The following is a 20,479-nucleotide window of genomic DNA, read 5'->3' as shown; positions in this document are numbered from 1 at the left end:
TCTTCAACGCATACTCGCGCGCTCCGGTTCCCGCCTCCCCGTACTCTGGAGGGGTTATGACTGAGACCCCGCAGCGCACCCGTCCCCTCCGCGTCCTCGCCGCCATGTCGGGCGGAGTCGACTCCGCCGTCGCCGCCGCCCGCGCGGCCGAGGCGGGGCACGACGTGACCGGCGTCCACCTGGCGCTCTCCGCCAACCCGCAGTCCTTCCGCACGGGCGCCCGGGGCTGCTGCACCATCGAGGACTCGCGGGACGCCCGCCGCGCCGCCGACGTCATCGGCATCCCGTTCTACGTGTGGGACCTCGCCGACCGCTTCCGCGAGGACGTGGTCGAGGACTTCGTCGCCGAGTACGAGGCCGGCCGCACCCCCAACCCGTGCCTGCGCTGCAACGAGAAGATCAAGTTCGCGGCCCTCCTCGACAAGGCCCTCGCGCTCGGCTTCGACGCCGTCTGCACCGGTCACTACGCCCAGGTGATCCTGCGCGAGGACGGCACCCGCGAGCTGCACCGCGCCTCCGACATGGCCAAGGACCAGAGCTACGTCCTCGGCGTCCTCGACGACCGCCAGCTCGCCCACGCGATGTTCCCGCTCGGCGACACGGTCACCACCAAGGACGAGATCCGCGCGGAGGCCGAGCGCCGGGGCCTGGCGGTGGCCAAGAAGCCCGACTCGCACGACATCTGCTTCATCGCCGACGGCGACACCCAGGGCTTCCTCGCCAAGCGCCTCGGCAAGGCCGAGGGCGACATCGTCGACGAGGCGGGCAACCGGCTGGGCACCCACGAGGGCGCCTACGGCTACACCATCGGCCAGCGCAAGGGCCTCAGGATCGGCACCCCGGCCCCCGACGGCAAGCCCCGCTACGTCCTGGACATCTCCCCGGTCGACAACACGGTGACGGTCGGTCCGGCCGAGGCGCTCGACGTCGACGCCCTGCGCGCGATCAAGCCCCGCTGGTGCGGCGCCGCCCCCACCGGCCCCGGCACCTACACCGCCCAGCTCCGCGCCCACGGCGGCGAGACCGAGGTCCGCGCCGAACTGGTCGACGGCACCCTGGAGGTGACCTTCACCGAGCCGGTCCGCGGCGTCGCCCCCGGGCAAGCGATCGTGCTGTACGACGGCACCCGCGTGGTGGGCTCGGCGACGATCGCGTCCACCACGCGCGCGACGGCCGGCGCGGCCTGACCCGTCGGCCCGGACACCCGGGGGCGACCTCGACGGCGCCGGCTCACCCCGCCAGGAACTCCGCCAGCACCGGCGCCAGCACGCCCGGCTCCACCATGTGGGTCTGCCGGTCCACGGTGCCGTAGGTGCCCTCCGGGGCGGCGTCCGCGATCGCGCGGGCGGCCTCGTGCCACCACGCGTCGCTCGCGCCGCCCGCGAGGACCAGCAGGGGAGCGGAGATCGACGCGATCGCGGACGCGGGCACCCGGCTGTCGCCCAGCACGGCGGCGTCGTACGCAAGACTCGGCGCCAGCGACTCCATCCCCGCCCACATGGGAGACTGCCGGGCACCCCGGATCATCTCCTCGCCCAGCCCCGTGTGCCGCAGGAACAGCTCCACCGCGTCGCCCCGCCGCCCCTGCCCCAGCACCTCGGTCAGGCGCTCGGTGTACTCGGCCGCGGCCCGCGCGGCGGCGTCGTCCATCGCGTACGGCACCTCGTACACGGCGACCCGGCGCACCGGCAGGCCGCTCGCCGCCGCCCGCAGCACCAGCGCGCCGCCCGACGACATGCCGTACAGCGAGACCTCGCCGCCCACCGTCTCGATCAGCGCCGCCAGGTCCTCGATCTCGCGTTCCACCGCGTAGGGCGCCGTGTCGCCGCTCTCGCCGCGCCCCCGGCGGTCGTACACCGTGACGTCGAAACGGTCCGACAGCTCGGCGGCCAGCGGCGCCATCGTGGCACCGGTCGACATGGCGCCGCTGACGAGCACGACACCCGGTCCCCGCCCCGAGCGGGTGTAGGCGATGCGGGTGCCGTCGCGCGAAACAGTCGTCTTCTCCATGCCTGTGCAGACTGCCCTACGGCAGGTGATTCATCGCTCAGGACACCTCGACTTCGTAGAAACAGAGGTGGTCCTTGATCTCGGCGACCTCCGGCTTCGGGTCCGGGTAGGCCCAGACCAGGTCCGCCGCGTCCGGCAGCGACCAGTAGGACGCGTCGCCCTTGAACGGGCAGTGGGTGGTCGTGCCGGACGGCTTCAGCAGGTCGAGGCGTACGTCGTCGGCCGGGAGGTAGTACCGGTCGGGGCAGCCCGTCTCGTGCAGCACCAACGCGTCGTCGCTCTCCGCGAGCACCTGCCCGCCGTGCACCACGCGCACGTGCCGGTCGCTCGGCTCGACGGTGATGACGTGTCCCTTGAGTCCCTTGAGTCCCTTGGTCACGGTCGTCCTCCTGGTGGCAGTGGTCTGCGTCACGTCACTACAGCGTCCCCGGAGTCCGGGTTCTTCCCCTCCGGACCGGGCCGTACGGTGGAGGCCATGAACATCTGCGTCTTCCTCTCCGCCGCCGACCTCGACGAGCGCTACACGCGCCCCGCCGAGGAGTTCGCCGAACTGCTCGGCAAGGGCGGGCACACCCTGGTCTGGGGCGGCTCCGACGTCGGCCTGATGAAGGTGGTCGCCGACGGCGTGCAGGAGGCCGGCGGACGGCTGCTCGGCGTCTCGGTGGACTTCCTGGCGGCCAAGGCGCGCGAGGGCGCCGACGAGATGGTGATCGCCAAGGACCTGGCCGAGCGCAAGCGGCTGCTGCTGGAGAAGGCCGACGCCGTGGTCATCATGGTGGGCGGCACCGGCACCCTCGACGAGGCCACCGAGATCCTGGAGCTGAAGAAGCACGGGCACACCGACAAGCCGGTCGTCCTGCTCAACACCGCGGGCTTCTACGACGGCCTCAGGGAGCAGTTCCGCCGCATGGAGGACGAGGGCTTCCTGCCCCGCCCCCTCACCGAGCTGGTGTTCTTCGCCGAGGAGCCGGTCGGCGCGCTCGCCTACCTGGAGGAGAGCCAGGGCATCGAGTAGGACGCCGGTGGTGCGAGCATGGCGGGCATGGCTACACATGTGATCACCGGAGCGGGCTCCGGCATCGGCGCCGCCGTCGCCCGCCGCCTGCACGAGCGCGGCGACGAAGTCGTGCTGCACGCGCGCGACGCGGGCCGCGCCAAGGAACTGGCCGCCGCGCTCCCCGGAGCCAAGACCCTGGTCGGTGACCTCGCCGACCCGGCCAAGCTGTCCTGGGCCCTGTCGCACCAGGCTCTGCCAGACCGGGTGGACTCGCTGCTGCACATCGCCGGGGTCGTCGACCTCGGTGCGGTCGGCGACCTCACCCCGAAGACCTGGCTCCACCAGCTCAACGTCAACCTGGTCGCCCCCGCCGAGCTGACCCGCCTGCTGCTGCCCCAGCTCCGCGTCGCCCAGGGCCAGGTGATCTTCGTCAACTCCGGCTCGGGCCTGAACGCCCACGCCGGCTGGGCCGCGTACGGTGCCTCCAAGCACGGCCTGAAGGCCCTGGCCGACGCCCTGCGCCAGGAGGAGCACGCGAACGGCGTCCGCGTCACCTCGGTCTACCCCGGCCGCACCGCCAGCCCCATGCAGGCCAAGGTCCACCAGCAGGAGGGCAAGGAGTACGACCCCGAGAAGTGGATCGACCCCGAGTCCGTCGCCACCACCATCCTGATGGCCCTCGACCTCCCGAGGGACGCGGAGGTCAACGACCTGACGGTGCGCCCGGGACGGTAAGGGCCGCTTCGGGACGCCGGAGTGGAAATCCAGCCCGTCCGGCGCTTGAGGACGAGGCCCGTCCAGGGCCGAAACCGGGGGCCCGGGGGCGGCAGCCCCCGGGGACGGGACAGGGAAGGGGCGGCGGGGGCGAAATCCAGCCCCGCACCCCTGCGTACGCTTGCCCCGTGAACGACGACTTCGCCCCCGCCACCGGCATCGGCAGCCTCCCGGGCCACGACGCCCGAGAGGCGGCCAAGACCGCCACCGGCAGCTTCGAGGACTTCCCCTTCCTCCCCGAGCTGCCCGCCCGCGGCCCCGGCGCCGACATGATCGGCCGCACCGCCGGGATGCTCGTCGAGCTGTACGCGCGCGTGGAGCCCAGCGGCTGGCGGCTCGGCGACCGCCCGGGCCGGGACACCAAGCGGGCCCGGGCCTGGCTGGGCGAGGACCTCGACGCCCTGGAGGAGTTCACCCAGGGCTACGAGGGCCCGCTCAAGGTCCAGGCCGTCGGCCCGTGGACGCTCGCCGCCGCACTGGAACTGCGGGGCGGCGAGGCGGTCCTCTCCGACCCCGGCGCCTGCCGCGACCTCGCCGCCTCGCTCGCCGAGGGCCTGCGCCTGCACCTGGCGGAGATCCGCCGCCGCGTCCCCGGCGCCCGCCCCGTGCTCCAGCTCGACGAGCCGTCCCTCACCGCGGTCCTGCGCGGACAGATCCGCACCGCCAGCGGCTACCGCACCCACCGCGCCGTCGACCGCCAGGTGGTGGAGGCGACCCTCCGCGAGGTCGCCGGGGCGCACGACGCGGGCCCCGTCGTGGTCCACTCCTGCGCGCCGGACGTGCCCTTCGCCCTGCTGCGCCGGGCGGGCGTCGCGGGCGTCTCCTTCGACTTCTCGCTCCTCACCGAGCGTGACGACGACGCGATCGGCGAGGCCGTCGAGGGCGGCACCCGGCTCTTCGCCGGTGTCGTGCCGGGCACGGACACGGCATTGTCAGACCCTGCCGGTAGCGTCATGGGTGTCAGAACGCTGTGGCGCAGGCTGGGGCTGCGTCCGGAGCTGCTCGCGGAGGCGGTCACCGTCACCCCCGCGTGCGGCCTCGCGGGTGCCTCCCCGGACTACGCCCGGCGCGCGCTCGCCCACTGCGTCCGGGCGGCAAGATCTCTCGCGGACAACCCAGAGTAACGGGAGGACGATACGGTGGCCGGCGACAAGCAGGGCGACAAGCAGGCGGAGACGACGAGCGTGCCCGCCGAGGCGCGGGAGCGGCACGCGCAGCTCGCCGAGCAGATCGAGGAGCACCGCTTCCGGTACTACGTGAACGACGCGCCCGTGGTCAGCGACGCGGAGTTCGACCGGCTGCTGCGCACCCTGGAGGAGCTGGAGGAGCGGCACCCGGAGCTGCGCACCCCGGAGTCCCCGACCCAGAAGGTCGCCGGTGCCTACGCGACCGAGTTCACGGCCGTGCAGCACCCCACGCGGATGCTCTCCCTGGACAACACCTTCAACGACGACGAGCTGGCCGCCTGGTTCGAGCGCATCGCCCGCGAGCTGGGCGAGCAGGAGTACCACTTCCTGTGCGAGCTGAAGGTCGACGGACTCGCCGTCAACCTCACCTACGAGCGCGGCCGCCTCGTGCGCGCCGCCACCCGCGGCGACGGCCGCACCGGTGAGGACATCACGCCCAACGTCCGCACCATCGCCGAGATCCCCGAGCGGCTGGCGGGCGACAAGGTCCCCGACCTCGTGGAGATCCGCGGCGAGGTCTACTTCCCGATGGAGAAGTTCCAGGAACTGAACGCCCGGCTGAACGAGGCGGGGGACAAGCCCTTCGCCAACGCGCGCAACGCCGCGGCCGGTTCGCTGCGCCAGAAGGACCCGCGCGTCACCGCCTCCCGGCCACTGCACATGGTGGTCCACGGCATCGGCATCCTGGAGGGGTACTCGGGCATGACCCGCCTCTCCCAGGCGTACGACCTGCTCAAGACCTGGGGCCTGCCCACCTCCCCGCACAACCGGGTGGTCGACGGCCTGGACGGGGTACGGGACTTCATCGCCTACTACGGCGAGAACCGGCACTCCGTCGCCCACGAGATCGACGGTGTCGTCGTCAAGCTCGACGAGATCCGCCTCCAGGGCCGGCTCGGCTCCACCGCCCGCGCGCCCCGCTGGGCCATCGCCTACAAGTACGCGCCGGAGGAGGTCAACACCAAGCTGGTCGACATCAAGGTGGGCGTCGGCCGCACCGGCCGCGTCACGCCGTACGCGCAGGTCGAGCCGGTGACCGTGGCCGGCAGCGAGGTGGAGTTCGCCACCCTGCACAACCAGGAGGTCGTCAAGGCCAAGGGCGTGCTCATCGGCGACACCGTGGTGCTGCGCAAGGCTGGTGACGTGATCCCGGAGATCCTGGGGCCGGTGGCCGACCTCAGGGACGGCAGCGAGCGGGAGTTCGTGATGCCGGCGAAGTGCCCCGAGTGCGGGACGCCGCTGAAGGCCATGAAGGAGGGCGACATCGACCTCCGCTGTCCCAACGCCCGCGCCTGCCCGGCCCAGTTGCGCGAGCGGGTCGCCTACCTCGCGGGCCGGGAGTGCCTGGACATCGAGCACTTCGGCGGCGTCGTGGCGGCCGCGCTCACCGGCCCGCTGGAGCCGTCCGAGCCGCCCCTGGTGGACGAGGGCGACCTCTTCGACCTCACCGTCGAGAAGCTGCTGCCCATCAAGGCGTACGTCCTCGACCCCGACAGCGGGCTGCCCAAGCGCGACCCCAAGACCGGCGAGGAGAAGATCGCCACGGTCTTCGCCAACAAGGAGGGCGAGCCGAAGAAGAACACCCTCGCGCTGCTCAGGCACATCGAGGAGGCCAAGACCCGCCCGCTGGCCCGCTTCATCAACGGCCTCTCCATCCGCTACGTCGGACCGGTCGCCGCCCAGGCCCTCGCCCGCGAGTTCCGCTCCATCGACCGCATCGAGCAGGCCTCCGAGGAGGAGCTGGCGAGCACGGACGGGGTCGGCGGCACCATCGCCACCGCGGTCAAGGAGTGGTTCGCGGTGGACTGGCACCGCGAGATCGTCCGCAAGTGGAAGGCGGCCGGGGTGCCGTTGGAGGACCGGTCGACGGGGGAGGACGAGGGGCCGCGCCCGCTCGAAGGGCTCACCGTCGTCGTCACCGGCACCCTGGAGAAGTTCACCCGGGACGGAGCCAAGGACGCCCTCCAGAGCAGGGGCGCCAAAGTGACCGGATCGGTGTCCAAGAAGACGTCGTTCGTCGTGGTCGGTGACAACCCGGGTTCGAAGTACGACAAGGCGATGCAACTGAAAGTGCCGGTTCTGAACGAGGACGGTTTCGCCGTGCTGCTCGAACAAGGACCCGAAGCGGCGGCGGATGTCGCGCTTTCGGCCGAGGAATAGCGGTTGAAGGCCACCCGATCGGCGCATATCAGATGCATACGGGTGGCCGGGTGGCATTCGGGCAACCGTCGACGACCAGTGCCCCTGGAAGCCTTCCGCGGCCTACTGTTGAGGTGTGCGCCCGCCGTGCCCAGCTGCGGCCGGGGCACCCCCCTGCCCCGAGCGACAGGGGAAGGGGTCTCCCACGCGGAGCCGTTGAAGGTGGTCGAGGCGGGGGCCGCGTGGCGTGGGCACCGCCGGCTGTGAGAGGGACGGGAATGGAACCGACCGAGAGCGCCGCCGCGGGCTCACGGCTGAGCCTGCGTCGCATGGTGGGCGCGTGGCACGTGAGCCGGCGGCTCGGGCAACGCGATGGTGGCGTCCCGCATCCCGTGGCGGGCACCCGCGTGCCGCAGGCCACCGGCCACACCACCGGACACCTCCACGGTCCGGCCGACGCGGACGCCGAACGGCACCTGTCCTGGCCCGCGTTGCCCGCGGCGGTCGTGGCGACCGCGGCCTTCGTCCTGGGCGCCGGTTTCTACCGGGCGTTCAGCGACGGCCACGCGCTCTTCCCGTCCGGCACCGTCGGCTGGTCCCTGGCGGTGCTGGCCGGCATCGTCGTCGGCCACCTGGTGATGCTCGGCCGCTCCCGCTGGTGGGGCGGCACCGGCTCGGGCGCCGCCCTCACCCTCGCCGTCCTGCTGCTGTACGGCTGGGTCCCGGCCGGCATGGTCAGCCTCACCGTCGTCGTCCTGGTCGGCATAGCCCGCCGGGGCCGCTGGCGGCAGGGCGTCCTGCACGGCGCGGTGGACATCCTCGGCATCGCCGCGGGTGCCCTGGTCCTCGGCGTCTGCGGCTCCGTTCCCTCCGTGGAGCGCCCCTGGGACCCCGCCACCTGGGGGGTGTACGCGGCCCCCAAGGTGGCGCTGGTGGCCGTCGCCTACCTCGCCGTCACCCGCGCCCTGCTGTGGTACCTGCAGACCCCGCGCCCCGGTCTGCCCACCGTCGCCCGCACCGCCCTGGTCAGACAGGGCCTGGTCGCGGTCGCCCTGCTCGGCATCGCCCCGCTGGTCTGCGTCGTCGCCGTGGCCAAGCCGCTGCTGCTGCCGCTGTTCGCCATCCCGCTCATCGCCCTCGACTCCACGCTGTGGATCGCCCGTGCCCGCGCCGAGGAGCAGTTGCGCGACCCGCTCACCGGCCTGCCCAACCGGCAGTGGCTGCTGGAGCGCACCTGGACCGCGCTGGACGACGCCGAGCGCATCGGCGCCCGCGCCGCCCTGATGCTGATCGACCTCGACCGTTTCCGGTCGGTCAACGACACGCTCGGACACCTCGCCGGCGACCGGCTGCTGCTGCAGACCGCCGACCGGCTGCGGCAGGCCCTGCCGCGCGGGGCGGAGGCCGCGCGGCTGGGCGGCGACGAGTTCGCCGTCTTACTGCCGGTCGCCGACTCCACCACGTCGGCGACCCGGATCGCCCGGAGCCTGGTGGGCGCGCTCAGTTCCCCGATGGACCTGGACGGTCTCACCCTGGTCCTGGAGGCCAGTGCCGGTGTCGCCGTCTTCCCCGACCACGCGCTGGACGCCGAGGGACTGCTGCGCCGCGCCGACGTGGCGATGTACCAGGCGAAGCGGGACCGCACCGGCGTGGAGGTCTACGAGTCCAAGCGGGACTCCAACACCCCCGACCGGCTCGGCCTCCTCGGCGACCTGCGCCGGGCCCTGGACGCCCACGAGGTCCAGCTGCACTACCAGCCCAAGGTCCGCTTCGACGGCCAGGTGGCGGGCCTGGAGGCGCTGGTGCGCTGGGTGCACCCGGAGCGGGGCAGGGTGCCGCCGGACGAGTTCATAGCGATCGCCGAGTCCTCCGGGCTGATGCCCCACCTCACCGAGTACGTACTGGAGACGGCGCTCGGGCAGGTCGCCCGGTGGCGCGCGCAGGGGCTGTTCGTGCCGGTCGCGGTCAACGTCTCCCCGCGTGACGTGCACACCCCCGGCTTCGCGGGCTCGGTGGCCGCCCGGCTCGCCCGGCACGGAGTCCCCGCGGGAGCGCTCCAACTCGAGATCACCGAGCACGTCCTCCTGGAGGACCCGCAGCGGGCGGCCGACACCCTCAACGCGCTGACCGGGCACGGCGTGAAGATGTCCCTGGACGACTTCGGCACCGGTTACTCCTCCCTCGTCCACCTGCGCAGGCTCCCCGTCAGCGAGCTGAAGATCGACCGCTCCTTCGTGGCCCGGCTGGCCATCGACAACGAGGACGCCGAGATCGTGCGCTGCACCGTCGACCTCGCCCACTCGCTCGGACTGCTCGTCGTCGCCGAGGGCGTGGAGGACGACGAGACCTGGGAACGCCTGCGGGACCTCGGCTGCGACGCCGTACAGGGCTGGCTGGTCGCGGCCGCGATGCCCCCGGAGGAGACCACCGCCTGGCTGCTCGCCCGCGGCTCCCGGGGCTGGGTGCGCGCGGCCGCCGCACTGCCCGCGGCGGCGACCGACGACTGACCCGGCCCCCGGGCACCGCGGCACCGCCCACCGGGCCGAACGGCGGGGGTCGGCGCCGCGCTGCCTCCGCGCCAGTCAGTCCGTCGTGGCCCGCGGGGCGAAGCGCTCGATCAGCAGGGCGAGCCGGCGGTCGTGCGCCTCCCGGGGCAGGCGGCCGCTGCGCATCAGGGTCACCAGGCCGTGCAGTCCCGCCCAGAACGTCTCCGTGAGCAGGCCCAGGTCGTCGCCCTCGTGGGCGACCGGCTCGACCGCCTTCAGCAGCTCGCCGAACGCCTCCTGAAGGGGCGCCGGCGCCTCGGGCGTGGCGAACGGCAGGTCCACCAGGTGCGTGAACATCGCGTCGTAGAGCGCGGGCCGCCGCCGTCCGAAGTCCGTGTACGCCCGGCCCACCGCCGCCAGCCTGGCGTGCGCGCCCTCGGCCGCCGCGGTCGACGCCCGCAGGTCCGCCGTCAGCTCCTCGCAGCCCCGGACCGCGACCGCCGCCATGATCGCGCCCTTGCCCTTGAAGTGGCTGTACAGGACCGGCTGGCTGTACTCGATCTCGGCGGCCAGCCGGCGGGTGGTGACCGCGTCCCAGCCCTCCGCCTCGGCCAGGTCCCGCGCGGCCGTCACGATCAGCCGCTCGCGTTCCGCTCGTTCGCGCTCCCGGCGCGTCTGGATCGTCATGACTCGAACTCTAGCAGCGCTAGTCATCCTGTCGTCGCTCTGCTAGCGTCACTCTTGTCCCTAGCGCTGCTAGCAACCAAGGAGTGGTCATGACCGTCGCCGCCTACACCCTGGCCATCGTGCTCAACCTGTTCTGCCTGTTCCTGGGGTACCGCTTCCTGTTCCAGCCCGGCCCGGCCGCCGCCGGCTACGGCGCTCCGGCCGACCCCGGCGGCGACGCCGCGGCCTACCTGACGATCAAGGGAGTCAGGGACGGCACGTTCGGGGTGGTGGGCCTGGTGCTGCTGGCCTTCGCCGGCGCCCGCCCCGAGGCGTGGTTCATGCTCTGCGTCGCCCTGATCCCGCTCGCCGACACGCTCATAGTGCTGCGCCACGGGGGTGCGAAAGCGGTGGCCTTCGGGATCCACTTCGCCACCGCGGTCGTTGTCCTGATCAGTGCCGGACTGCTCTTCGCGGTCTGAGTACGCCCATTCGTCTTCAGGGGGTTTCGAGAATGTCGCTGTTCATCCCGAAGTTCGACGAGTCCGTGGTCGTCCGCGAGGCCGAGGCCGAGGTCGTCGGCCGCGCGCCCGCCACCGTGCGCCTGCTGGCCGACAGCAGTTCCACCGGCGGCGCCCTGTCCACCCAGCGCGTCACCCTCACTGCCGGCGCCGACGGCGCCGCGCCCCACTGGCACGACAACTCCGCCGAGATGTTCTTCCTCCTCGACGGCGCCGCCGAGGTCCTCTCCGGCGACGAGGTGCTCACCGCGGGCCCCGGCGACCTGGTCGTCGTCCCGCCCGGCAAGCCCCACGCCTTCGCCGCCGTGCCCGGGGCCGACGCCGACCTGCTCATCGTGCTCACGCCGGGCGTCGAGCGCTTCGAGTACTTCCGCCACCTCCAGCGCATCGCCCTCGGCGAGGCCACCCGGGAGAGCCTGCTGGAGGTCCAGGAGCTCTACGACAACCACTTCCTGCGCAGCACCGCCTGGGACGCGCGGCGCGGCGGAGCCACCCCGGCGGAAACCGTTTAACGGCCACGGGGCCCGGCCCCATAGGATTGGGCCAAACCGATTGGGCCGAATCGACGGGGACAAGCCACTTGTCCCGGCCGAGCTGCCCCGACCACACACTCACCCAGAGGAACGCTGCATGCCTGGCATCACGCGCGAGGAGGTCGCCCACCTCGCCCGGCTGGCGCGTCTGGAGCTGAAGCCCGAAGAGCTCGAGCACTTCGCGGGACAGCTGGACGACATCATCGGCGCGGTCGCCCGCGTCAGCGAGGTCGCCGACCAAGACGTACCGCCGACCTCGCACCCGCTCCCGCTGACGAACGTCATGCGGCCGGACGAGGTCCGTCCGTCGCTCACGCCCGAGCAGGCGCTGTCCGGCGCCCCGGCCCAGGAGCAGCAGCGTTTCAAGGTGCCGCAGATCCTGGGGGAGGAGTAAGCCATGAGCGACATCATCAAGCTCACCGCGGCCGAGATCGCCGCGAAGATCGCCTCCGGCGAGCTGACCGCCGTCCAGGTCACCGAGGCCCACCTGGCCCGCATCGAGGCCGTCGACGAGAAGGTGCACGCGTTCCTGCACGTGGACCGGGAGGGCGCGCTGGCCCAGGCCCGCGCCGTCGACGCCAAGCGCGAGCGCGGCGAGAAGCTCGGCCCGCTGGCCGGCGTCCCGCTCGCGCTCAAGGACATCTTCACCACCGAGGGCATCCCCACCACCGTCGGCTCCAAGATCCTCGAAGGCTGGATCCCGCCGTACGACGCGACCGTCACCAAGCGCCTCAAGGCCGCCGACGTCGTCATCCTCGGCAAGACCAACATGGACGAGTTCGCGATGGGCTCCTCCACCGAGAACAGCGCCTACGGCCCGACCGGCAACCCCTGGGACCTCACCAAGATCCCCGGCGGCTCCGGCGGCGGCTCCTCCGCCGCGCTCGCCGCCTTCCAGGCCCCGCTCGCCATCGGCACCGACACCGGCGGCTCCATCCGCCAGCCCGCGGCCGTCACCGGCACGGTCGGCGTCAAGCCGACCTACGGCGGCGTCTCCCGCTACGGCATGGTCGCCTTCTCCTCCTCCCTCGACCAGGGCGGCCCCTGCGCCCGCACGGTCCTGGACGCGGCCCTGCTGCACGAGGTGATCGCCGGGCACGACCCGATGGACTCCACCTCCATCGACGCCCCGGTCCCCGCCGTCGTCGAGGCCGCCCGCAACGGCAGCGTCGAGGGCATGCGCGTCGGCGTCGTCAAGCAGTTCCGCGGTGAGGGCTACCAGGCCGGTGTCGTGCAGCGCTTCGACGAGTCCGTCGAGCTGCTGAAGTCGCTGGGCGCCGAGATCGTCGAGCTGGACTGCCCGTCCTTCGACCTCGCGCTCTCCGCGTACTACCTGATCGCGCCCTCCGAGTGCTCCTCCAACCTCGCCCGCTTCGACGGCCTGCGCTACGGCGCGCGCGTCGGCGACGACGGCACGCACTCCGCCGAGGAGGTCACCTCCCTGACCCGCGAGGCCGGCTTCGGCCCCGAGGTCAAGCGCCGCATCATGCTCGGCACGTACGCCCTGTCGAGCGGGTACTACGACGCGTACTACGGCAGCGCCCAGAAGGTCCGCACCCTCATCAAGCAGGAGTTCGAGCGGGCCTTCGAGCAGGTCGACGTGATCGTCTCCCCGACGACCCCGACCACCGCCTTCGCGATCGGCGAGCGCGCCGACGACCCGATGGCGATGTACCTGGCCGACCTGTGTACCATCCCCACCAACCTGGCGGGCAACGCGGCCATGTCGCTGCCCTGCGGCCTCGCTCCCGAGGACAACCTGCCGGTGGGTCTGCAGATCATCGCCCCCGCCATGAAGGACGACCGGCTCTACAAGGTCGGCGCCGCCGTCGAGGCCGCCTTCGTGGAAAAGTGGGGCCACCCGCTGATCGAGGAGGCACCGTCGCTGTGAGCGCACTGTCCAAGGCCAAGGGCTTCAAGAAGTCCAAGTCCGGTCTGTACGTCTCGATGGCCACCTCGGCGTTCGGCGCCGTGGGTGTCTACAAGCAGATCAAGAAGGCGCGTGGCGAGAACGACACGCTGCGGCTGCTCGACGCCGTCGTGACCGGCGCCGCGGTCGTCACCAACCTCGCCATCCTCTACCGCGAGCTGAAGCGCCTCGGCGACGACGACGTCCTGCTGGGCTGAGAGGGAAGTTTCACCGTGACCACCACGACCGACCTGGTGTCGTACGAGGACGCACTCGCGTCGTACGACCCCGTCATGGGCCTCGAGGTCCATGTCGAACTCGGCACCAAGACCAAGATGTTCTGCGGCTGTTCGACCGCGCTCGGTGCCGACCCGAACACCCAGACCTGCCCCGTCTGCCTCGGCATGCCCGGCGCGCTCCCGGTCGTCAACGCGACCGGCGTCGAGTCGGCGATCAGGATCGGTCTCGCGCTGAACTGCGAGATCGCCGAATGGTGCCGCTTCGCCCGGAAGAACTACTTCTATCCGGACATGCCGAAGAACTTCCAGACCTCCCAGTACGACGAGCCGATCGCCTTCGACGGCTACCTCGACGTGCAGCTGGAGGACGGGGAGACCTTCCGCGTCCAGATCGAGCGCGCCCACATGGAGGAGGACACCGGCAAGTCGCTGCACGTCGGTGGCGCGACGGGCCGCATCCACGGCGCCTCGCACTCCCTGCTCGACTACAACCGGGCCGGCATCCCGCTCATCGAGATCGTCACCAAGCCGATCGAGGGCGCGGGCGAGCGGGCCCCCGAGGTCGCCCGGGCCTACGTCCGCGAGCTGCGCGAACTCATCCGTGCCCTCGGCGTGTCCGAGGCCCGCATGGAGATGGGCCAGATGCGCTGCGACGTGAACCTGTCGCTGCGCCCGAACGGCACCGAGAAGTTCGGTACCCGCAGCGAGACCAAGAACGTCAACTCGCTGCGCTCCGTCGAGCGCGCCGCCCGCTTCGAGATCCAGCGGCACGCCGCGGTGCTGAGCGGCGGCGGCACGATCGTCCAGGAGACCCGCCACTTCCACGAGGACACGGGGTCCACCACCTCGGGCCGCGTGAAGGAAGAGGCCGAGGACTACCGGTACTTCCCGGAGCCCGACCTGGTGCCCGTCGCCCCGTCCCGCGAGTGGGTCGAGGAGATCCGGTCCGGCCTGCCCGAGCTGCCGCTGGTGCGCCGCAACCGGCTCCGCGAGGAGTGGGGCATCTCCGGCAACGACATGCAGTCCATCCTCAACGCCGGAGCGCTGGACCCGATCGTCGCCACGATCGACGCCGGTGCCGACGCGGCCGCCGCCCGCAAGTGGTGGATGGGCGAGCTGGCCCGCAGCGCCAACGAGTCGGGCAAGGCGCTCGACGAGCTGGCGATCACGCCGGTCCAGGTGGCCCGCGTCGCCGAGCTGGTGACCAAGGGCGAGCTGAACGACAAGCTGGCCCGCCAGGTCATCCTGGGCGTCCTGGCCGGCGAGGGCACGCCGGACGAGGTCGTCGACAAGCGCGGCCTGAAGGTCGTCTCCGACGAGGGCGCCCTCACCACCGCCGTCGACGAGGCCATCGCCGGCAACCCCGGCATCGCGGACAAGATCCGCGGCGGCAAGGTGGCCGCGGCCGGCGCCCTGGTCGGCGCGGTCATGAAGGCGACCCGGGGCCAGGCGGACGCGGCCCGCGTCAAGGAGCTGATCCTGGAGAAGCTGGGCGTGTCCGAGGGCTGATCACCCCGCGCCACGTCGAAGGGGCGGTGTTCCGGAACCGAGGGTCCCGGAACACCGCCCCTTCCCGTCGTCAGCGCGTCACCGCGTCGGTGCGTGACTGGGTCATCTCGTCAGCGTCGGGTCCGCGAGCAGCAGGTCCCCCATGTCGCAGCTGTCGTCCGGGTCGCTGTACGCGATGCGCAGCCGCAGCCCGTTCTCGACCTTCAGCTTCAGCTCGCGCGGCTTGCCGAGGTCGACCTGGCCGGTGAACAGGGACTCGCCGTCCACGTACACCTCGACGCGGGAGGACGTGTTGGCCGAGACGTCGGACACACCGGCGGTCATGGTGAGGTTCTTCCACTCGCGTCCCAGGTTGTACTCGGCCATTCCGTTGCATTTCTCGTCGCCCCCGCCGTCGGGGACGAGCGCCGTCTCGTAGTGCTTGTTGTTCATCGTGCCGTCGCCGACGGCGAGGGTGGCGAACTGGCCCTCGGCGACCGTCTCGAAGGTCGTCAGCGACACCGAGGACGCCTGGTCCACCACACCGTCGTTCCCGGTGCCGTCGGCCGAGGCGTCCGCCGAGGGTCCGTCCGACGCCCCCTCGTCCCCGGCCGGACTCTGCGCCCCGGCGTCCGGCGGGGCCGTCACCGTCGTGGTCGCCGTGACCGTGGCGGTGGCATCGGGCGAGGCGCCGTCGGACCCGTCGTCGCCCCGTGCCGCCAGCACGCCGATGACGGCCAGCGAGGCGGCCAGGGCCACGGCCAGCACGGGGACCAGCACGCGTCTCGTCCCGCCGCCGACCTGCCGCCCGGGGACCGTGCCGGGAGTGCCGGGCGTTCCGGGTGCGCCCGGTGCCGTGCCAGGCAGCGGCATGAGGGGCGGGCCGAACCCGGTGCCGGGTCCGGCGGGCGAGGACGGTGCCGCGGCGGACTCCGGCTCGACGGTGGACTCCGCCCCCGCGGTGGACCCGGACTCCGGCGGGTGCGTCACCGTGGTCGGCGGTGCCTGGGTGGCCGTGGGGTCCGGGGCGGCGGAGCCGGTCACCGTGGTCGGGGGCAGCTGCGTCGGGGGCGGCGGGACCGGCGGCGCGGCCGTCACCGTGGTCGGGGGCCGCTGGGTGCCGGAGGACCCGGCGGGCGGGGCGTCGCGCACCGGGTTCGTGGTCGACACCACCGCGTCCCGTACGTCGCTCAGCCAGGCGCGCAGGCTCTCCGGACGCTGGGCCGGGTCCGTCGCGCAGACGGTCAGCACCCGCTCGGCCCGGTCGGCGGCGAGGGCCCGCACGGACGGCAGCCCGGCCAGCGCGTCCCGGAGCTGCTCCGGGGTACTGGGCGGCGTCTGCCCGCTCAGCAGGAAGTACGTGATCGCTCCGAACGCGTACCGGTCCGTGTTCGGGGTCCGCTTGCCGTCGAACACCTCGGGTGCCGCGTACCCGGGAGTGAACCAGACCTCGGCGGTCTGGTGGTCGGCGGTGAGCTTGCTGAGGCCGAAGTCGACCAGCGTGGCCTGCCCGTGCACGTCGACCATGATGTTGCCGGGCGACAGGTCGCCGTGGACCACGGTCCGGCCGGACGGCGTGGCCCGGCCGGAGTGCAGCCAGTCCAGGGTGTCGGCGAGCTGTTCGAGCACCCGGCCGGCCTCGCGCCGCTCGGCGTGCGTGGTGAGGGTGCGTTCGGCGCGCCAGTCCCGCAGGTCGAGGCCGTCGACGTGGTTCATGACCAGGACCAGGGCCCGGCCCGCGGCGGCGCCGGCGGCCCCCTGGGAGTGGATCGGCGGCCCCTCGAAGTGCTCGCGCACCCCCACGACACCCGGTCGGCCCACGAAACGCAGCAGCTCCGCCTGGTCGTTCCACTTGGCGCTCAGCCGCTCGAACTGATCCGGCGTGAGCGTGTTCCTGGCGTCGAGCACTTTGACGACCACCGTCTCCGGCTCGCCGTCCAGCTCGATGGTCGCCCGGTACAGCACGGCCTCACCGCCCCGGCCGATGGCGTTGAGGAGCCGGTAGCGGTCGGGCGCCGCGTCGGGCCCGATGTAGTGCATGCCACTGTTCAATTCAACTGCCCCCCGGCGTAAACGAGTTGATGGCTCAGTGCGAGCAGCGTGCGGCGTCGCGGATGAGCGCGCGTCAGCTTGCCCGGCATGTGTTGCCCAAGTCAACGACAGCACCACGCCCCCCAGCGGTTCCCCGCGGTTGCCCGGAAGAGCGGTTGCTCCGGAAGAGGGGTTGCTCCGGAAGAGGGGCGCCCTGATTGTGAACAAGCCCACTAAGTCCGCAAATGATCACTTCTGCCTGCAAGAGTGGCAGGGCATTGCTCATGCGTTCTTTGCGGGCCGTTCGTCTCACGGACGACTGTTTCCGGTTTTCCGGTAGTTTCCGGTGTTCCCGGTCAAAGATCCACAATCAGACACCCTGGGAGCACGTTCGTGGCAGCCCTCGCACGCTGGTGTGTTCAACGTCGCCTCGTAGCCGTCCTGCTCTGGCTGCTCGCCTTCGGCGGCGTGGCCGCGGCCGCCACGGTCACCGGCTCCGCGTACTCCAACGACTACGGCATCCCCGGCACCGGCTCCGACCGCGCCTCCCGGCTGCTCGAATCCCGCTTCCCCGACCTCGGCGGCGACAGCGACACGATCGTCTGGCACACCACGAACGGCACCGTCCGCGCCGCCGACGTCGAACAGACCATGACCCGCACCCTGGACCGCGTCGCGGACCTGCCCGGAGTGGCCGCGGTCACCAACCCGTACCACGACCCCGACTCGCCCCTGATCAGCGAGAACGCCGACACCGCGTACGCCACCGTCACCTTCGAGGCCGCCTCCCAGGACATCGACGCGGGCCAGGCGCGGGCCGTGGTGGACACCGCCGAGGCGGCCGAGTCCGACGGACTCCGGGTCGAGCTGGGCGGCAGCGCCATAGCGCTCACCGAGTCCGGCGGCAGTCACCTCGCCGAGGCCGTCGGCGTGGCCGTGGCCGCGGTCGTCCTGTTCCTCGCCTTCGGCTCCGTCGCCGCGGCGCTGCTGCCCATCGCCACCGCGCTGGTCTCCGTCGGCACCGCCTACGCCGGCATCACGCTCCTCGGCCACGCCATGACCGTCGCCGACTTCGCGCCCATGCTGGGCACCCTCATCGGACTCGGCGTGGGCATCGACTACGCCCTGTTCATCGTCACCAGACACCGGCGCGGCCTGAAACGGGGCCTGTCGGTGGCGGAGGCCGCCGCCGACGCCGTGGCGACCACCGGACGAGCCGTCGTGTTCGCGGGCGCCACCGTCTGCATCGCCCTGCTGGGCATGCTGATCCTCCGGCTGAGCTTCCTCAACGGCGTCGCCGTCGCCGCCTCGCTGACCGTGATCCTCACCGTCGCGGCCTCCGTGACGCTGCTGCCTGCCCTGCTGTCGTACATCGGCCCGCGTGCGCTGAGCGGGCGGGAGCGGCGCCGGCTCGCCGAGCACGGTCCCGAGCCCGAGGTGACGACCGGGTTCGCCGCCCGCTGGTCGGCCTTCGTCGAGCGGCGGCCCAAGCTGCTCGGGGCCCTCGCCCTCGTCGTGATCACCGTCCTCGCGCTGCCCACCCTCGGTCTGCGCCTGGGCACCTCCGACCAGGGCAACGACCCCAAGGGCAGCACCACCCGCCAGGCCTACGACCTCCTCGCCGACGGCTTCGGCCCCGGCGTCAACGGCCCGCTCACCCTGGTCACCGAGGTGCGCGGCGCCGAGGACCGCCTCGCCCTGGACAACCTGGACGCCACCCTGCGCACCACCGAGGGGGTCTCCTCGGTGACGCCGGTGATGTACAACTCCGGCGGCGACGCCGCGTACCTCACCGTCGTACCCGAGTCGGCGCCGCAGTCCGAGCAGACCAGCGACCTGGTCGAGCGGCTGCGTGCCGAGGTGCTGCCGCGCGCCGAGGCCGGCACCGCGCTCGACGTGCACGTGGGCGGCGTCACGGCCGGCTACGACGACTTCGCCGACGTCATCGTCGGCAAGCTGCCGCTCTTCGTCGGCGTCGTCATCGGGCTCGGCTGCCTGCTGCTCCTGCTGGCCTTCCGCTCCGTCGGCATCCCCCTCAAGGCCGCCGCGATGAACGTGGCCGCGGTGGCCGCCGCCTTCGGCGTGGTCGTGGCGATCTTCCAGTGGGGCTGGGGAAGCGAACTGCTGGGCCTCGGCAGCGCCGGACCGATCGAACCCTTCCTGCCCGTGATCATGGTCTCGGTGCTCTTCGGGCTCTCCATGGACTACCAGGTCTTCCTCGTCAGCCGCATGTACGAGGAATGGCTGGAGACCGGCGACAACCGCCGCGCCGTCCGGGTCGGACTCGCCGAGACCGGCCGTGTGATCAACTCCGCCGCGGTCATCATGATCTCGGTCTTCCTCGCCTTCGTCCTCAGCGGCGAGAGGGTGATCGCCATGTTCGGCATCGCGCTCGCCGCCGCCGTCGCCCTGGACGCCTTCGTGCTGCGCACCCTCCTGGTGCCCGCCCTGATGCATCTGCTCGGCCGCGCCAACTGGTGGCTGCCGCGCCGCCTGGACGCCCTCCTGCCGCGCATCAGCATCGAGCCGCCCGAATGCCGGGCCGCCCACGAGAGGCTGGCCGCGGCGACGGACGCCGAGGTGGCGGACGTCCTCGCGGAGGAGGAACCGAGCACATCACCTTCGGGGTGAACCCCCGGGTGCCGGCGCCGCGCGGCGACTCGGCATGATGCGTGAGGGCGTGCTGCGCGTGAGGCACGCGCGCGTGCCGCTCAAAGGGATCATTAAGGGACCTCTCAGACAGCGTCCGTACGGTGCGAGGCATGGGAACGAAGACAGTGGACGAGACCGGCGTGAAGACCGACGAGCACAAGACGGACGAGGCGACCGGGGCGGCCGGGTCCACCGGGGCCGCGGAAGCCACTGAGGCCTCCGAGGCGGTCGAGAAGACCGGAACCGGCACACCCGCCGGCACCGCCACGCCGGAGGACACCGACGGCACGGAAAAGACCGACGGCACGGAAGAGACCGACGGCACGGGCGAGGCCGACGGCACCGAGGAGACCGAGGGCACCGGGGCCGGGCCCACCGGCGTCGGCCAGGGCGCGGGCGCCGTCGTCTCCGCCGGTCTCGGCATCGTCTCCCTGACCGGCAGCTGGGTCGGCACCGTGGCCTCCGCGCGCGAGTCGCTGATGGGCCAGCTGGAGACCTCCTCCTCGTCGAACGTCGGCACCCTGATCGAGAAGGGCTACGGCAACGCCTGGCAGGCCACCGCGATGTGGGGCGGCATCTTCGCCCTGGTCGCGCTGATCGTCGGCGTCGTCGTACTGGCCCGCCCCGCGTTCGGCGCGCCCGGCCGCCCGCAGGCCCCGTGGATCAAGTCGGTCGCCTGGGCGGGCGTCGCCCTCGGTGTCATCGGCCTGCTGCTGGCCGTCCTGAAGTACACGGACGTCCTGCTGGGGCTGCCCGCCGCCGGCTGACCAGGCACTTTCGAGGGGTCTTAGGACGATCGCCCGCCCGTGGCGCGCGGCCTAAGGCCCCTTACGCACGCCTGAGGCCC

At 72.3% G+C, this 20,479-nt stretch carries 18 protein-coding genes; 14 read left to right on the top strand and 4 right to left on the bottom strand.

The features are described from left to right. The first annotated feature begins 56 nt into the window (after window positions 1–56). Window positions 57–1,187: a tRNA 2-thiouridine(34) synthase MnmA gene (gene mnmA / locus K7854_RS22415; RefSeq protein WP_226028340.1), complete on the top strand. Its 1,131-nt coding sequence runs from the start codon at window positions 57–59 to the stop codon at window positions 1,185–1,187. 43 nt (window positions 1,188–1,230) lie between these two features. Here the strand turns inward: mnmA and K7854_RS22410 are convergent, their stop codons facing one another. Together K7854_RS22410 and K7854_RS22405 are read right to left on the bottom strand one after the other, a co-directional pair. Further along, window positions 1,231–2,010 (bottom strand): alpha/beta fold hydrolase, encoded by a 780-nt coding sequence (locus K7854_RS22410; protein WP_226028339.1) that lies wholly within the window; start codon window positions 2,008–2,010, stop codon window positions 1,231–1,233. Between the two features lie 37 nt (window positions 2,011–2,047). Beyond that, window positions 2,048–2,389 carry a DUF427 domain-containing protein gene (locus K7854_RS22405; RefSeq protein ID WP_226028338.1) on the bottom strand — a complete coding sequence of 114 codons (342 nt, stop codon included), beginning with the start codon at window positions 2,387–2,389 and terminating at the stop codon, window positions 2,048–2,050. Window positions 2,390–2,485: 96 nt separating this feature from the next. On the opposite strand from K7854_RS22405, the gene K7854_RS22400 reads away from it, so the two are divergent. The 5 genes from K7854_RS22400 (at window position 2,486) to rmdB (ending at window position 9,614) form a co-directional block, all read left to right on the top strand. Continuing rightward, window positions 2,486–3,025 carry an LOG family protein gene (locus K7854_RS22400; RefSeq protein ID WP_226028337.1) on the top strand — a complete coding sequence of 180 codons (540 nt, stop codon included), beginning with the start codon at window positions 2,486–2,488 and terminating at the stop codon, window positions 3,023–3,025. Window positions 3,026–3,052: 27 nt separating this feature from the next. Next, window positions 3,053–3,742, top strand: coding sequence for an SDR family oxidoreductase (locus tag K7854_RS22395; RefSeq protein ID WP_226028336.1), 690 nt, complete (start codon window positions 3,053–3,055; stop codon window positions 3,740–3,742). Between the two features lie 167 nt (window positions 3,743–3,909). Then, window positions 3,910–4,905, top strand: coding sequence for a methionine synthase (locus tag K7854_RS22390; RefSeq protein ID WP_226028335.1), 996 nt, complete (start codon window positions 3,910–3,912; stop codon window positions 4,903–4,905). 15 nt (window positions 4,906–4,920) lie between these two features. Further along, complete coding sequence (ligA, locus tag K7854_RS22385; protein WP_226028334.1) at window positions 4,921–7,128, top strand: NAD-dependent DNA ligase LigA; 2,208 nt, start codon at window positions 4,921–4,923, stop codon at window positions 7,126–7,128. A gap of 257 nt (window positions 7,129–7,385) precedes the next feature. Then, window positions 7,386–9,614 carry a cyclic Di-GMP phosphodiesterase RmdB gene (gene rmdB / locus K7854_RS22380; protein WP_226028333.1) on the top strand — a complete coding sequence of 743 codons (2,229 nt, stop codon included), beginning with the start codon at window positions 7,386–7,388 and terminating at the stop codon, window positions 9,612–9,614. A gap of 75 nt (window positions 9,615–9,689) precedes the next feature. On the opposite strand, the gene K7854_RS22375 is transcribed toward rmdB, so the two are convergent. Continuing rightward, window positions 9,690–10,280: a TetR/AcrR family transcriptional regulator gene (locus K7854_RS22375; protein WP_226028332.1), complete on the bottom strand. Its 591-nt coding sequence runs from the start codon at window positions 10,278–10,280 to the stop codon at window positions 9,690–9,692. An 89-nt stretch (window positions 10,281–10,369) separates the two neighbouring features. Here K7854_RS22375 and K7854_RS22370 point away from each other — a divergent pair, with 89 nt between their 5' ends. The 6 genes from K7854_RS22370 to gatB all read left to right on the top strand — a co-directional run bounded on the left by K7854_RS22370 (window position 10,370) and on the right by gatB (window position 14,970). Further along, window positions 10,370–10,741: a DUF4267 domain-containing protein gene (locus K7854_RS22370; RefSeq protein WP_226028331.1), complete on the top strand. Its 372-nt coding sequence runs from the start codon at window positions 10,370–10,372 to the stop codon at window positions 10,739–10,741. 32 nt (window positions 10,742–10,773) lie between these two features. After that, entirely contained in the window at window positions 10,774–11,292 is a 519-nt protein-coding gene (locus K7854_RS22365; RefSeq protein ID WP_226028330.1) for a cupin domain-containing protein, read from the top strand. Window positions 11,293–11,410: 118 nt separating this feature from the next. After that, window positions 11,411–11,707, top strand: coding sequence for an Asp-tRNA(Asn)/Glu-tRNA(Gln) amidotransferase subunit GatC (gene gatC / locus K7854_RS22360; RefSeq protein ID WP_003973500.1), 297 nt, complete (start codon window positions 11,411–11,413; stop codon window positions 11,705–11,707). Between the two features lie 3 nt (window positions 11,708–11,710). Further along, a complete protein-coding gene (gene gatA, locus K7854_RS22355) occupies window positions 11,711–13,204 on the top strand; it encodes an Asp-tRNA(Asn)/Glu-tRNA(Gln) amidotransferase subunit GatA (protein WP_226028329.1) in 1,494 nt (497 codons plus the stop codon). Then, window positions 13,201–13,440 carry a hypothetical protein gene (locus tag K7854_RS22350; protein ID WP_030402391.1) on the top strand — a complete coding sequence of 80 codons (240 nt, stop codon included), beginning with the start codon at window positions 13,201–13,203 and terminating at the stop codon, window positions 13,438–13,440. The genes gatA and K7854_RS22350 overlap by 4 nt, the downstream gene beginning before the upstream one ends. A gap of 15 nt (window positions 13,441–13,455) precedes the next feature. Then, on the top strand, window positions 13,456–14,970 hold the full coding sequence (gatB, locus tag K7854_RS22345) for an Asp-tRNA(Asn)/Glu-tRNA(Gln) amidotransferase subunit GatB (RefSeq protein WP_226028328.1): 1,515 nt from the start codon (window positions 13,456–13,458) through the stop codon (window positions 14,968–14,970). Window positions 14,971–15,072: 102 nt separating this feature from the next. Here gatB and K7854_RS22340 read toward each other — a convergent pair whose 3' ends face one another. After that, the gene (locus K7854_RS22340) at window positions 15,073–16,989 is read right to left on the bottom strand and encodes a protein kinase domain-containing protein (RefSeq protein WP_226028327.1); all 1,917 of its coding nucleotides are present in this window, start codon (window positions 16,987–16,989) and stop codon (window positions 15,073–15,075) included. A 384-nt stretch (window positions 16,990–17,373) separates the two neighbouring features. On the opposite strand from K7854_RS22340, the gene K7854_RS22335 reads away from it, so the two are divergent. Beyond that, a complete protein-coding gene (locus K7854_RS22335; protein WP_226028326.1) occupies window positions 17,374–19,611 on the top strand; it encodes an MMPL family transporter in 2,238 nt (745 codons plus the stop codon). Window positions 19,612–19,742: 131 nt separating this feature from the next. Then, a complete protein-coding gene (locus tag K7854_RS22330) occupies window positions 19,743–20,399 on the top strand; it encodes a hypothetical protein (RefSeq protein WP_226028325.1) in 657 nt (218 codons plus the stop codon). Window positions 20,400–20,479 lie beyond the last annotated feature (80 nt).

The sequence above is a fragment of the Streptomyces hyderabadensis genome, assembly GCF_020404845.1.
Classification (GTDB): Bacteria; Actinomycetota; Actinomycetes; order Streptomycetales; family Streptomycetaceae; genus Streptomyces; species Streptomyces hyderabadensis.
This window is presented reverse-complemented; position numbering and strand designations above follow the sequence as displayed.